The 12046-nt window shown below is 62.7% G+C and carries 15 protein-coding genes and 1 pseudogene; 8 read left to right on the forward strand and 8 right to left on the reverse strand.

From position 1 onward, the window contains the following. Positions 1 to 65 precede the first annotated feature (65 nt). Positions 66 to 1154 (reverse strand): recombinase RecA, encoded by a 1089-nt coding sequence (gene recA / locus NLM31_RS28780; RefSeq protein ID WP_057747344.1) that lies wholly within the window; start codon positions 1152 to 1154, stop codon positions 66 to 68. 262 nt (positions 1155 to 1416) lie between these two features. Between recA and NLM31_RS28785 the strand changes: the two genes are divergently transcribed. The 3 genes from NLM31_RS28785 to NLM31_RS28795 all read left to right on the forward strand — a co-directional run bounded on the left by NLM31_RS28785 (position 1417) and on the right by NLM31_RS28795 (position 3326). Next, the gene (locus tag NLM31_RS28785; RefSeq protein WP_254132532.1) at positions 1417 to 1614 is read left to right on the forward strand and encodes a hypothetical protein; all 198 of its coding nucleotides are present in this window, start codon (positions 1417 to 1419) and stop codon (positions 1612 to 1614) included. A 197-nt stretch (positions 1615 to 1811) separates the two neighbouring features. Beyond that, positions 1812 to 1988, forward strand: coding sequence for a hypothetical protein (locus tag NLM31_RS28790; protein WP_254194447.1), 177 nt, complete (start codon positions 1812 to 1814; stop codon positions 1986 to 1988). A gap of 1170 nt (positions 1989 to 3158) precedes the next feature. After that, a complete protein-coding gene (locus NLM31_RS28795; protein WP_254194448.1) occupies positions 3159 to 3326 on the forward strand; it encodes a hypothetical protein in 168 nt (55 codons plus the stop codon). Positions 3327 to 3733: 407 nt separating this feature from the next. Here the strand turns inward: NLM31_RS28795 and NLM31_RS28800 are convergent, their stop codons facing one another. After that, positions 3734 to 5074, reverse strand: coding sequence for an IS1182 family transposase (locus NLM31_RS28800; RefSeq protein ID WP_254191428.1), 1341 nt, complete (start codon positions 5072 to 5074; stop codon positions 3734 to 3736). Between the two features lie 594 nt (positions 5075 to 5668). On the opposite strand from NLM31_RS28800, the pseudogene NLM31_RS28805 reads away from it, so the two are divergent. Next, positions 5669 to 5858 (forward strand): annotated as a pseudogene (locus NLM31_RS28805) (hypothetical protein). A gap of 28 nt (positions 5859 to 5886) precedes the next feature. Here the strand turns inward: NLM31_RS28805 and NLM31_RS28810 are convergent. Further along, on the reverse strand, positions 5887 to 6141 hold the full coding sequence (locus NLM31_RS28810; protein ID WP_254132536.1) for a hypothetical protein: 255 nt from the start codon (positions 6139 to 6141) through the stop codon (positions 5887 to 5889). Positions 6142 to 6243: 102 nt separating this feature from the next. Next, positions 6244 to 6540 (reverse strand): hypothetical protein, encoded by a 297-nt coding sequence (locus NLM31_RS28815; protein ID WP_254135460.1) that lies wholly within the window; start codon positions 6538 to 6540, stop codon positions 6244 to 6246. Between the two features lie 349 nt (positions 6541 to 6889). Here NLM31_RS28815 and NLM31_RS28820 point away from each other — a divergent pair, with 349 nt between their 5' ends. Next, positions 6890 to 7354: a PaaI family thioesterase gene (locus tag NLM31_RS28820; RefSeq protein ID WP_254194449.1), complete on the forward strand. Its 465-nt coding sequence runs from the start codon at positions 6890 to 6892 to the stop codon at positions 7352 to 7354. A 108-nt stretch (positions 7355 to 7462) separates the two neighbouring features. On the opposite strand, the gene NLM31_RS28825 is transcribed toward NLM31_RS28820, so the two are convergent. Then, positions 7463 to 7756: an HdeA family protein gene (locus NLM31_RS28825; RefSeq protein WP_165425184.1), complete on the reverse strand. Its 294-nt coding sequence runs from the start codon at positions 7754 to 7756 to the stop codon at positions 7463 to 7465. A gap of 189 nt (positions 7757 to 7945) precedes the next feature. Here NLM31_RS28825 and NLM31_RS28830 point away from each other — a divergent pair, with 189 nt between their 5' ends. Further along, positions 7946 to 8188 (forward strand): PilZ domain-containing protein, encoded by a 243-nt coding sequence (locus NLM31_RS28830; protein WP_254132538.1) that lies wholly within the window; start codon positions 7946 to 7948, stop codon positions 8186 to 8188. A 44-nt stretch (positions 8189 to 8232) separates the two neighbouring features. Here the strand turns inward: NLM31_RS28830 and NLM31_RS28835 are convergent, their stop codons facing one another. Both NLM31_RS28835 and NLM31_RS28840 read right to left on the reverse strand, forming a co-directional pair. Beyond that, positions 8233 to 10266, reverse strand: a complete 2034-nt coding sequence (locus NLM31_RS28835) for a pyrroloquinoline quinone-dependent dehydrogenase (RefSeq protein WP_254194450.1) — start codon at positions 10264 to 10266, stop codon at positions 8233 to 8235. Between the two features lie 14 nt (positions 10267 to 10280). Further along, positions 10281 to 10514 carry a hypothetical protein gene (locus tag NLM31_RS28840; protein WP_254194451.1) on the reverse strand — a complete coding sequence of 78 codons (234 nt, stop codon included), beginning with the start codon at positions 10512 to 10514 and terminating at the stop codon, positions 10281 to 10283. A 152-nt stretch (positions 10515 to 10666) separates the two neighbouring features. Here NLM31_RS28840 and NLM31_RS28845 point away from each other — a divergent pair, with 152 nt between their 5' ends. Then, a complete protein-coding gene (locus NLM31_RS28845; RefSeq protein WP_254132541.1) occupies positions 10667 to 11071 on the forward strand; it encodes a hypothetical protein in 405 nt (134 codons plus the stop codon). Between the two features lie 112 nt (positions 11072 to 11183). After that, positions 11184 to 11516 carry a hypothetical protein gene (locus NLM31_RS28850; RefSeq protein ID WP_254194452.1) on the forward strand — a complete coding sequence of 111 codons (333 nt, stop codon included), beginning with the start codon at positions 11184 to 11186 and terminating at the stop codon, positions 11514 to 11516. 57 nt (positions 11517 to 11573) lie between these two features. Here the strand turns inward: NLM31_RS28850 and NLM31_RS28855 are convergent, their stop codons facing one another. Beyond that, positions 11574 to 12041, reverse strand: a complete 468-nt coding sequence (locus NLM31_RS28855) for a YeeE/YedE family protein (protein ID WP_254194453.1) — start codon at positions 12039 to 12041, stop codon at positions 11574 to 11576. Between the last annotated feature and the right edge of the window lie 5 nt (positions 12042 to 12046).

Genomic DNA, 12046 nt, shown 5'->3' on the forward strand with positions numbered 1-12046 from the left:
GCTGATGACGTCGGCAACTCAACGTCCTCAGCGCCCGCTCCTCGCGAAACTCTACTGTTTAAGGCTTACTCGTCCGCGGGCTCCTCGCCGTCGGCGTCGCTCTCGGGCGTGCCAGCCAAAATCTGCTCGGAGATCAGGCCGGAGTTCTGGCGGATCGCGGTCTCGATCTTGGCGGTGATGTCGGGGTTGGACTTCAAAAACGCTTTCGAGTTCTCGCGGCCCTGGCCGAGGCGCTGGCTGTCATAGGAGAACCAGGCGCCGGACTTTTCGACGATGCCGGCCTTGACACCGAGATCGAGGATCTCGCCCATCTTGGAGACGCCCTCACCGTACATGATGTCGAACTCGACCTGCTTGAAAGGCGGCGCCAGCTTGTTCTTCACCACCTTGACGCGGGTGGTGTTGCCGACCACTTCGTCGCGCTCCTTGATCGCGCCGATGCGGCGGATGTCGAGGCGGACGGAGGCATAGAACTTCAGCGCGTTGCCGCCGGTCGTGGTCTCGGGCGAACCGTACATCACACCGATCTTCATGCGGATCTGGTTGATGAAGATCACCATGGTGTTGGACTTGTTGATGGAGGCCGTCAGCTTGCGCAGCGCCTGGCTCATCAGACGCGCCTGCAGACCCGGCAGCGCATCGCCCATCTCGCCTTCGAGCTCAGCCTTCGGCACCAGCGCCGCGACCGAATCGACCACCAGCACGTCGACCGCGCCCGAGCGCACCAGCGTGTCGCAGATTTCCAGCGCCTGCTCGCCGGTGTCTGGCTGGGAGATCAGGAGCTCGTCGATGTTGACACCGAGCTTGCGGGCATAGACCGGATCGAGCGCGTGCTCGGCGTCGATGAAGGCGCAGATGCCGCCCTTCTTCTGGGCTTCCGCGACCGTGTGCAGCGCCAGCGTGGTCTTGCCCGACGATTCCGGCCCGTAGATCTCGACGATGCGCCCCTTGGGCAAGCCGCCGATGCCGAGCGCGATATCCAGCCCCAGCGAACCCGACGACACCGCCTCGATATCCATCGAACGGTCGTTCTTGCCGAGCTTCATCACCGAGCCCTTGCCGAACTGGCGCTCGATCTGGGAGAGCGCGGCGGCCAGAGCTTTACTCTTGTCCATGGAAGATCCTTCGACGATACGCAGGGCAGTGGTGGACATTGGGTCGTGCTCCTTATGGCGAGGATTCGGGTGCGGGACAAACGATTGGCGCGGCGGGTCGTCGATAAAAACAACGTACACTATTTGTTCTCAGTTCGCAATATGTTCTTTTGTGGAATTCGATGACAGCCTGGCTCTAGTCGTCACAATGGCCTGTTTTGTTCTGCCAACATCGCGCGTTCCGCCGGGCGAACACCTGATGTAAGGTTCCAGTTTCGAACGTTAATTTCCCTCACGCGTTTTCATTCGGGAGGACGTTCAAATGAAACGCCACCGGTTTAAACAGGATAGAGCGCAGGGCGAGCGCCTTATTGAAGAAGCTCGACGAGCGCGGGAGAGAGCCGAACAGCTGCCGTCCGGCCAGGAGAAGGAAGCCCTCCTGGAGAAGGCTCGACAAGCCGACATGACGGCCCGCATCGATGAATGGTTGAATTCACCGGGCCTCAGAACTCCAACTTGAGCGTCGATAAAAGCGGGCGACTTGCCGCGGCTAAGCAAGGTGGCCTATTTTGCATCTGCGAATGGCCTATTTCGACCAGGCGCCGGGAATTCGGTGCTGGCCGGGTTTTAGCCCCGGCACCCCCAAGTTGATTTTTGTTGTGTCCCGATTGGCTTGTCCCGGTCTAAGGTCGGGAAAAACAAGCAACTGGCTGTGCCATGCAGGACTATCAAAATCAGCTCGAGAAGCTCCGTAAGGACGCCGCAGAATGCGCCCTCATCCGTGACCTTGCGACTGACAAGGCAAAGCAGGAACTATTTGGTCGCCTTGCCGATCATCTGACCGTTCTCGCCGATCAGGTGGAACACGCGATGAATGAGAGGAAGGCCGGATAGTCCCGTCGCTCTCCGACCACGAAGTTGGTTCCGTGGTCTCCGATCCATCTCAAGCAGCGCAGGGCGCGCTTGCCATCCCCTGTCATGGCCATGTGATGTCAGATGCCTGTAAGCCTCTGGGAGCAAGCTCGCCCCATGACGCGCGACAAGCTGCTCTGTCCCTATCGATCGCATGGACTGCCATATTGGCGGGAGCGTTCCTGTACGTCGCCCTCGCGCTTTAAGGCCGCCTCAGATCTGATCGAAGCGGCCCCGGCTAAACCGGGGCCAACGCGCCAGTGTGCTCATCTGCCATCGCGGATGCCAAGCAAAGGGCCGCTGTCCCAAGACAGCGGCCCTCATGCTCCGGGTTTCAATCATTCCGCACTGAAATGGCTTTGCCAGCCCCGGATGTTGCCAGCTTTTCCCGGTTAACAATCCGCTGCCACAACAAATGTGAATCGGACGTGTGTTAATTTCAAATCGCGGGTGAACGAAAAAGGCCCCAGCTCACAGGGGCAAGGAGCCGGGGCAATTCGACTTGGGTCTGCCCTTGGGGAAGGGCATCGGGAAAACTTGGCAGACGAACGAACGTTCCTAAACGCCCAGCATCCACAACGCGAACGCGATGCAGAGACAAGCTCCGCCCACCAGTGTCAGCGCAAGAAAGAACCGTTCCGCCCTATCCATGGCGACCTCCCGCTTGGGTCACCCCATGGCTCTCAACGCAACACCGTTGATAAGTGTCCTAAGCAGGACAGCGCCCGGAATCTGGGGGCCCCGGAACGCAACCTGTTGTTCAAAGAGATGGCAGCGACCTGCCCCACCGTGCCGCCCGGTGCAGTCTTGTCATGTGTCCTAATCCGCCTTTTCAGGTGTGGACCATTGAACCTCTGACTAGTCCATCCAGACTAATCATTACCGGGGTTTTGCGCTTCCCCTCGGGGCTGGAAAGCCGCCGCCCGCAAATATATTTCAAGCGGGCGGCGTTGTTGCTTTCCGACCTGGTTGCTTTCCGACTTGGCTCTCTGCGGCCACTCCTGCCCCTGCCCTTCGCAAGATCTGAGGACGCGTTTGCTTCGAAGATGACGCGCATCAAAGACGCGCCGTCATCATTCCGCAATCTTGTGGCACCGAACCTTTTTCGCAGGCCCGACTTGAAACGGGGCTGCCGCAATGGGGAATTGGATCATGACGGAAAACACGCAAGCCGGTGCTGTCAGGCGCAATTCTCTGCTTGAGGCGGCGCTCGAGGAGATGCGCAAGTTCGAGCGCAAGGAAATCGAGTTCAGCAGGAGGGATCGCGCGGAGCGTGCCGCCGATCTCCGTCTGCCGCTGGACCAGATCAAGGTGCACTAGGAAACGCCAGGCAAAACAGGCTGTTGCCTACTGTGCATGGGGTTGTTTTCGCGCTTGGACCGGCGCGTGCCGCCCGGACCGCCGCTACATCAGCGCCAGCAGCACGATCCCGATGACCGCCACCACGAAGCCAGCCGCCGTTGCGGCGGCGAATGACCGCTCTACCTTGTCCATGATGCCACCCCGTTCGCGGCGCGCCACGTTTCCCCCATGGCTTCGCCGCCCGCAAAGTGTCGCCAACGGATGTGTCTGAAGTTGTGCGCGAGGATGTCTGAATTGGGACGTGAGAGCGGCTCTAAGCGCGAACGCAAGCTCCGCACAAGCTTGAGTAAGGCGCCTGTCAGCCGAATGCTCTAGGAGCCCGTCCAGATATCTTTCTGGTTGGCGCATTTTGACACGAATCCCGCTCATGCGGCCCTTGCGAGGTTAGCGAGCTTCACGAGGTTGTGGGCGGTGCAGATCATCGCCCATTCGGCACGCACGTTGGCCAGGCCCCGCAACAGGAACTGGCGGAAGCCGCGTGCCTGCTTGATCTGTCCGAACACCGCCTCCACGATCTGCTTTCTTAGCCGGTAGGGGGTGTCGAAGCCGCCATCGGCAATCTTTTTTCTCATCGCCTGTGTCAGCGGTCCGCCGACCTTGCCGTTGTCGGCGGTGGGGCGCTTGGCGCGTCCGGTGGCGATGTAGCCGTCGATCCCGCGCTGCTCGAGGCTCGCAAGATTGGCCTCGCTCAGATAGCCGCTGTCGGCGGAAGCTTGTTGTGGCTTGTGGCCGAGATTGGCTTCGATGCCATCGACCAGCGGCACCAGTTGGCCATGGTCGCTCGTGCTCGGCGTCAGCCCGTGTGCAACGATGATCTGCGCTTTGCCATCGACGGCCGCCTGCGCGTTATAACCCTGGATGAAGCCGTCCTTGGTTTTGAGAATGCGGCTTTCAGGATCGGTGAAGTTGCGCTGTGCCTTTGCGGCAGGCTCGTCGGATGGCGGCGCGGCGGGCTTGCCGGTCTTCTTGCGACCCTCAGCCTCGCGGCTCTTCTGCTTCTCGGCCTCGATGCGACGCTCCTCGTCGGCCGCGGCCTTGGCCTCCGCCTCCAGCTCAGCCTTGGCCGCAGCGATCCTGGCGATCCGCTTCTGCTTGTCGGCGACCCAGTCGGGCAGTTCGTCGCCACGTTTGGTGCCGTGCAGCTTGTCGTCTTCGGCATCCGCGGCCTCGGCGGCGGCCAGCCAGCGATCGACCTCGGCCTGCAGTTCGGCTTGGCGCTTCTTCATGTGTCCATAGCTCATCGCCTTGTGTTTGGACGCATTCGCCCTGATCTTGGTGCCATCGAGCGCGACATGCCCAAGCCGTACCAGCCCAGCCTTCTCGGCGAGCTTCAACACCTGCACGAATAGCCCGGCCAGCTGGTTGAGGTGCCGCTTGCGGAACTCGGAGATGGTGCGGAAGTCCGGCGCATCGAGGGCTGCGATCATCATGAAGTCAGCGCGCTCGATGCACGCCTTGGCGATGCGCCGGGAGGAGTAGATGCCGCTCGCATAGCCGTTGAGCAGCAGCCCCACCATCAGGCGCGGATCGAACGGCGGCTGGCCGAGCGCACTCGTGTAGCTGCCGCTAATCTCGGTGAGGTCGAGGCTCTCCCGCACCAGTTCCACGATGAACCGTGACAAGTGGTCCCTTGGTACGAAATCCTGCACGCTGGGCGGCAGAAGCTGCGGCTGATCAATCTTCCAGAGGCGAAAATACTTGCTCATCGCCGCCAATAGAATCAGAAACCCACCCAATTGAACAGGGACTACTCGGACAGGCTCCTAGCGTCACGTGGCCCGGTGGACCAACACCGGGCCTCCATACCATACCCAGTCGACCCCGCTCGATCCCGAGCGGGGTTTTCTGTTTCCGGCGGCCAGAAGCGTTGCCGATTCATGGAATTCGACTTGTGATCGGATCCGTCCCGATCTGTCAGGCTGTCGTAAGCTGAGCGGGCTACGGTTGTCTTGCTATGGTGTTGCAGCCCAGCACCTCAGCCTCCAATAACCTCTTACCCCGCCCGGCTCTCCCCTGGCGGGGTTTTTTTCTTGCGCGCGCATGGATCCATCGCGCGTGCTGCTCGTGCATCTGTCCGTGGTTCTCCCACCATGAACAGAGTTCCTGGCCGAGCGCGGGCCGCGTGAAAACGCGCTCGCGGGTTCCATCTTTCGGAATCCGATTTCGCTTGTTTCGAGCCACGCGCGCTTGCTGAATTCCGATGAACTATCCGCGACTTAACGACAAATTTTGCTTGTCGAAGGAATTTTACGACGCCCAACATGTTAGCCGACATGGCAAGGTGAAGCGTGGAGGTGACCATGAATCACAGGGGCGTTGAGTTCACGGTTGCAAAGACGGCGATCCCGGGCGTTTGGCAATGGCAGTTCCGGATCGGCGACGAGACCAAGACAGGCAAAACCGAGACGAAGATCGACCTGCTGGCGATCCGTCGCGTGCAACTGCGAATCGATCGGGAGCTGAAGGCACATCGGGCCCAGGACGGCCTGAGCCGGCAGGTCGAGAGACCGGACCAGGGCTAGTCGGCGCTGGGCAGCCGCCGCATCGTGAATTCGATGTCGCCGCCGGGCAGCTCGCGCCAGTTCTCGACCTCGCTCATGTAGCCGGCCTTGGGATAGCGCGCGAAGAACGCCTGCGCCCTTGCCCGGGCGGCCGCCCGAGGCAGAGTAAAGCTCTCGCGCAGATAGCCGTCGCCGGCATTGCCGCCCGATCCACCGGCCGGCTTGCGCCGGCGTGCCATCCGCTCGGCGAGGTCCCGCGGGCGATCCGCCATATCCTGCCTCCTCAACGCAACGCTGTGAGGGAATGTAGGATCAGGGCCGGGTCAACGGGAGTCCCGGAAGGAGGCGTCGTCCGCTTCCTGAGCCGCCTACGGTCAGTTGGCGGCCGTGCCGGCCTTGGTCTTCTTGGGCGCGCTGGTGGCGGCGGCGGCCTTCGGTGCGGGCTGCTTCGGCGGGTCGGCGCGCATGCCGCCCCAGGGATCGCTGGACGCCTTTGCGTCCGGAATCTTCTTCAACGTCTCCTTGTAGGCCTTGTCGCGCGCGGCATCTGCGGCCTTCTCGTCCTCGGTCTTGGCAGGGCCATCGGCCATCAGATTGATATGGGGCGACTCCTGCGCAAAGGCCGGTCCAGCCACCAGCGCCAGCACCGCGGCCACACGGAAAAGCTTCATCATTCACTCCTTGATCATCGATAGAGGGGGCGGATGCCTATCCCTGACCTTCTTCACGGGCTCCGAGCGCCGCTTCGCTCCGCTAGAGCCGATCCGATCTGCACGATTTCGGCCCATGGAGCCAGTCGTCCCAGATCGGGCCGCACCTGGTGCAACCGTTCAGCGCCAGACCGAGCGCGGCCAGGCAAATCACAAGGACACATCGACGCAACATCGTCCACCCGCTCCAAGCGTGCCATCATATCGGGCGAAGTCGGGCATTTTCAAGCCGACGGACCCCGGTGACTTTGCCGCTCCCAGGCGGGCAGAATGAGCGAAACATCCGGAAACACAGGAGGGAACGACAACCATGCCACCGCAGCCAGACGCCGAGTTCGGCATCACCGAGGCCAGACGCATCCTCGGCGAGGTCTTTGCGCCCTGGATCCAGGATCTTAACCTGTCCGTCGAGCGCATCGAGCACATCCCACCTGCCGATGCGCCGGATTGGCAGCCGGGCGCGCTGCTCCACATGCCGTTTTCGGAGCGGCTGTGCCGCAATGGCGGGGTGGTCTGCGGTCAGGCCTTGATGGCGCTCGCCGACACCGCGATGGTGATCGCGAACCTCGCGGCCAATCGCGGCTATCGTCCGATGACGACGGTGGACCAGACCACGCATTTCATGCGCGCGGTCTCCTCGTCCGACGTGCTGGCGGATGCGCGCGTGGTGCGGCTCGGACGCACCATGAGCTTTGGCCGCGTCACCCTGCTCTCCGCCACCGACAACAAGCAGGTCGCGATGGTGTCGAGCGCGTTCGCGATGCTGCCGGGTTGAGCATCCCCCAAAAGAAGAGAGCCGCGTCGCACCGCGGCTCTCCATCACGTTTGCATCGAAGCGAGAGACCGAAATTGCATCCGCGCTTCAGTCGACACGCTTCAAGAATTACTTGCCGAGAATTTCGTCGGCCGCGGTGACGACGCTGACGGTTGGATTCTTTCCGCAATAGGCACCGAACTTCTTGGCGTTCTCGATGAACACCTCGGTGTCGATGATCGCGTTGTCCTCGTCGCCCTTGTACCAGCCGTCCATCCAGGTCAGCACGACCGCGATGTTGTCCTCGCCGCTCTCGAGGAATTGCTTGCAGGTCATGGTCGAGAGGTCCCACTTGACGGCGTGGGCGGGCATTGAAGTCAACGAGAGCGCTGCGGCGAACAAAATCGAAAGCGTGGTCTTCATCGGAATCTCCATCGGCGCGTAACGCCATAAAGGAAAGGCTTGCGGGGTAAACTCGGCGGGAAGGAAGTGACTCGCCGCTTCAACGTCGTAAACGAAGTCTGAAGCGCTGTGCAAGTAGCGCCAGTATTGAGTTTAGATCAATGAAATTTCTATGCGCTATTTCACAATCATCGTTATGGATTAACGCGGATGATCGAGAAACGTGCAGCGCAACGTCACCGGGTTTTCAAGGGCGGCACGATCACCTTTGAAAATAGCGGTATCGCGTGCACTGTGCGCAACATGTCCGACGGCGGTGCCGCGATCGATCTCGAAAACCCCGCCATATTGCCGCAATCGTTCACGTTGTCGATTTCACGCGACAATTTCGTGCGGGATTGCCGCACGGTGTGGCGCAACGACAAGCGCATCGGCCTCGCCTTCGTGCAATAGCGCGCACGATGTGAATGACTGTTCGCATCGCATGCACGCAAACATCATGTCGACCTGATACGACGACGTCGGCGACGCCAGCGCAGCGCAACGATCACCAGCGCGACAATCGCGAGCGCGATCGCCGACGATGCCGCAAAGAACCGCCCGCCCGGGCGGTCGATCGTGCGCGACCACAATGACGGCGCTTCGCCCGGGCGCGCGAGACGAAACGCGACGACGCTGTCGCCAATCGAGGTGCCGGCCTCGGAATGACCGCCGGCGCCGATCGCGACATATTGCTCGCCCTTCCAGGCATAGGTCATGGGATTGGCAACGCCGGGCACCGGCAGCCGCCCCTGCCACAGCTCTCGTCCGCTTCGCGCATCGAAGGCACGCAAGTAGGCGTCCATCGCGCCTGTGAAGACGACACCGCCTGCGGTCACCGCGAGCCCGTTCACCAGCGGCGCGCCGAAGGGCAGCGGCACGCCGAGCGGCGCCACATCCTCGGTGGTGCCGACGGTCGAACGCCAGAGGATCCCGCCGGCCTTGAGATCGACCGCGACCATCTCGCCCCAGGGCGGCTTGTTGCAGAGCAGCCCGAACGGCGACATCACCACCGAACGCGACATCGCGAACGGCGCGCCCTTCTGCTGGCCGAAATCATGACCGGGCGGCGGATTGAATCCGGCCGCCTCCGCGCGCGGGATCAGCTTGATGAGATGAACGGCGCGGCTGGTGTTGGCATAGAGGATCTGGTTGACGGGATCGAATGCCGCACTGCCCCAGTTCACCCCGCCGCCGGTGAAGGGAAACACCAGCGTGCCTTGCGTCGACGGCGGCGTGAAAAGACCTTCGTTGCGCGCTTCTGCAAACTGACGTTCGCAGGACGAGCGGCGCAGGCCGGGCAATAGCGAGAGTGCATCGTCGGTCGAGATCGTCTGCGACGTCAACGCCGGCACATGCGTCGGGAACGGCTGCGTCGGCGAAAGTCGTTCACCCTCGGCGCCGCCTTGCGGCACCGCGCGCTCCTCGACGGGCCACACCGGCTTGCCGGTGTCGCGGTCGAGCACGAAGACGAAACCTTGCTTGGTCGGCTGGATCACGACATCGCGCGGGCCGTCGCCCGTGTCGATGCGCGCGAGCGTCGGCTGCGCCGGCAGATCGTAGTCCCAGACGTCGTGATGCACAGTCTGGAATGCCCATACGAGTTCGCCGGTCTCGATGCGCAGTGCGACGACGGAATTGGCATGCTCGTTATTGCCGGGCCGCTTGCCGCCCCAGAAATCCGGCGACGGCGAGGATGTCGGCAGGAACACCAGCCCACGCGCCGCATCGACCGACATGGCGGCCCAGACATTGGCATGGCCGGCCTCGATGCCGTCGCGCTTGAGCGGCTCGAAGGTCCAGCGCGGCTCACCGCTGCGCGCGTCGAACGCGCGCACCACGCCGCTCGGCGCATCGACCCGGCGGTTATCGCCGATCGAGGAGCCGACCACGACAACGCCGTGGCCGACCGCCGGTGGCGACGTGATCTGGAATTCCCCGGGCCACTCCAGCGGCATGCCGATATCGAGCTTGATCTCGCCGCCCTTGCCGAAATCCGCACAGGGAAGACCTGTCCTGGCATCGAGTGCGATCAGGCGAACATCGTTCGTTCCCATGAAGATGCGCGATCGGCAGGCGGCGCCTTGAGGCGCAGCGTCGTCAACCCAGTGGCTGACGCCACGGCAGACATAGCGATTGGCCGGACGCTGGTTGATGGCGATCTTCGGGTCGTAGCGCCACTTCTGCGCTCCGGTGCCCGGATCGAGTGCGATCACCTCGTTGAAGGGCGAGCAGAAGATCAGGCTGTCCTCGACGAACAGCGGTGTCGCCTCGAACTTGGTTCGCCGCATCACTTCGGGAGGACGCGCCGCAACATCGCCGGTGTGAAATTCGAAAGCGCGGATGAGTTGGCCGACATTGTCGGAGGTGATCTGGCGCAATGGCGAGAAACGCGAACCGCCGGGATCGCCACCCCAGTTCTCCCAGGCGACACACGGCCGCGCAACAAGCAGAACAACGAGGCCAACCAGATATCGCAGCCGGCCCGCCACGACACCACCTCGCGCTATTTCGGCTTCTTGGCAGGCTCGCTCGGACGCGCCCCACCCCACGGATCGTATTTTTCCTTGGGGTCCGGAATGCGTTCGAGCGCGGCCTTGTAGGCCTTCTCATCGACCTTGGGCTTGTTGTCCGGCTTCTGGCCGCTGTCCTGCGGCTGGCGCCGGCCGCCGCCCATCTGCGCCTGCGCGGAGGTAACCGCCAGTGCCAGCAGCGCGGCCGCGATGACCAAAACTCTCATTGGTGCAATCCCCCTCATCCGGGGTACAAATTAGCCCGCAATCGCATAATAGCAAATGTGGCCGGTTCTACCCCTTCAGCAAATGTTGATCGGCCGGGACTTCGTCCCGTCGAATTCGCGCCTATCTGTTGGCCCGCAGGGGACCTTCACGAATGTTGCGGATTGTTGCTCATGTGGCGCTGCTCGCCGGCGTGCTCGCGCTCGGCGCGTGCGGCTTTGCCGACAGCCGCGCGCCTGTGCCCGACTTCATGCGCCTCAAGGAGGCCGACCAGCCGCCACCCGAACCGCCGCCTGACGTCAAGCGCGTGGTCCGCGAGCAGATCGACGTGGTTTTCCTCAACACATCCTATCCGCGGGAGGTGCAAGTCGCTCTGCCCCATCACGAGGTCCGCGGACAGGGCTGGACGGCCTGCGTCCGTGCGCAACTCACCTCGGCCACCGGCTCGGCGCTGGGCACCCAGACCTACATCGTGACGATCAATGGCGGAAAGGTCATCGACCGGCGGCGCGCGGAAGCCGACGATATCTGCGGGTCGGAAGCCTACGAGCCGATCTAGCGATTGATCGCGCCGCATGGCGATTGGTTCCGGGAAAAACCTGTAATTTTGCCGGAACGATCACAGCCTCCCATTCTTGTTACCGCCGAGGGCAGTTTCGGAGGAGAACAGGATGAGGACGTTCACGATTGCACTGCTGGCCGGTGTCGGGGCTCTCGCTGCGGCGAGCGGCGCGAAGGCTGCGGATCTGTACACGACCAGCGAATACACCAGCCCCGATCTCATTCAGGAGGTCCGGCTCGTCTGCGATGACGCCGGCAATTGCTATCGCACCCGCGGCGGCGCGCGCGTGATCGTGCGCGACTCCTATGATGCCATGCCGCGCGAGCGCTATTACGAGCGCCGCACCTATCGCGATCACGACTGGGACGACGGTCCGCGCGCCGGCGTCGGCATTCGCGCGCCCGGCGTCAGCGTGGGCGTCGGTGTCGGCGACCGCTGGTAAGCCACACGGCATGACTGCAAAGGACCGGACGAGATCGCTCGTCCGGTCCTGCCTGCGTCAGGACTCGAGCGGATGAACCGGCGCCGCGACGCGCGTCGCTGATGGCAGTTGCGCGATGAAGCGGGCCAGCATCATGCCGGCGCACATCGCGGCGACGAAGATGACGGCCGAGGTCGAGCCGAAGCCGAGCGCGGTCAGCGCCGGTCCCGGACAGAAGCCAGCCAATCCCCAGCCGATGCCGAAGATCGCAGGACCAACGATGATCTTTGGATCGATGTCGCTACGTGTCGGCACGTGGAAGCTTTCGGCGAAGACGGGACGTGCAAGCTTCAAGACGTGCCTGAAGCCGACGAAGGTCACGGCGACCGCGCCGGCCATCACGAAGGCGAGGCTCGCGTCCCATGTGCCCGCCGGGATGCCGCCGAGGTCGAGGAAGTTCAGCACCTTTGCCGGATTCGACATGCCGGAGACGATGAGCCCGAGGCCGAACAGCAAGCCGATCGCGAATTGAACGAGAATGGTCATTGCCG

This window comes from Bradyrhizobium sp. CCGUVB4N, from assembly GCF_024199945.1.
Lineage (GTDB): Bacteria > Pseudomonadota > Alphaproteobacteria > Rhizobiales > Xanthobacteraceae > Bradyrhizobium.

Excerpts from the sequence above, each read along its gene's own strand:
- recA (WP_057747344.1), bottom strand. The coding sequence starts at position 1,154 with ATGTCCACCACTGCCCTGCGTATCGTCGAAGGATCTTCCATGGACAAG.
- NLM31_RS28785 (WP_254132532.1), top strand. The coding sequence starts at position 1,417 with ATGAAACGCCACCGGTTTAAACAGGATAGAGCGCAGGGCGAGCGCCTT.
- NLM31_RS28790 (WP_254194447.1), top strand. The coding sequence starts at position 1,812 with ATGCAGGACTATCAAAATCAGCTCGAGAAGCTCCGTAAGGACGCCGCA.
- NLM31_RS28795 (WP_254194448.1), top strand. The coding sequence starts at position 3,159 with ATGACGGAAAACACGCAAGCCGGTGCTGTCAGGCGCAATTCTCTGCTT.
- NLM31_RS28800 (WP_254191428.1), bottom strand. The coding sequence starts at position 5,074 with ATGAGCAAGTATTTTCGCCTCTGGAAGATTGATCAGCCGCAGCTTCTG.
- NLM31_RS28810 (WP_254132536.1), bottom strand. The coding sequence starts at position 6,141 with ATGGCGGATCGCCCGCGGGACCTCGCCGAGCGGATGGCACGCCGGCGC.
- NLM31_RS28815 (WP_254135460.1), bottom strand. The coding sequence starts at position 6,540 with ATGAAGCTTTTCCGTGTGGCCGCGGTGCTGGCGCTGGTGGCTGGACCG.
- NLM31_RS28820 (WP_254194449.1), top strand. The coding sequence starts at position 6,890 with ATGCCACCGCAGCCAGACGCCGAGTTCGGCATCACCGAGGCCAGACGC.
- NLM31_RS28825 (WP_165425184.1), bottom strand. The coding sequence starts at position 7,756 with ATGAAGACCACGCTTTCGATTTTGTTCGCCGCAGCGCTCTCGTTGACT.
- NLM31_RS28830 (WP_254132538.1), top strand. The coding sequence starts at position 7,946 with ATGATCGAGAAACGTGCAGCGCAACGTCACCGGGTTTTCAAGGGCGGC.
- NLM31_RS28840 (WP_254194451.1), bottom strand. The coding sequence starts at position 10,514 with ATGAGAGTTTTGGTCATCGCGGCCGCGCTGCTGGCACTGGCGGTTACC.
- NLM31_RS28845 (WP_254132541.1), top strand. The coding sequence starts at position 10,667 with ATGTTGCGGATTGTTGCTCATGTGGCGCTGCTCGCCGGCGTGCTCGCG.
- NLM31_RS28850 (WP_254194452.1), top strand. The coding sequence starts at position 11,184 with ATGAGGACGTTCACGATTGCACTGCTGGCCGGTGTCGGGGCTCTCGCT.
- NLM31_RS28855 (WP_254194453.1), bottom strand. The coding sequence starts at position 12,041 with ATGACCATTCTCGTTCAATTCGCGATCGGCTTGCTGTTCGGCCTCGGG.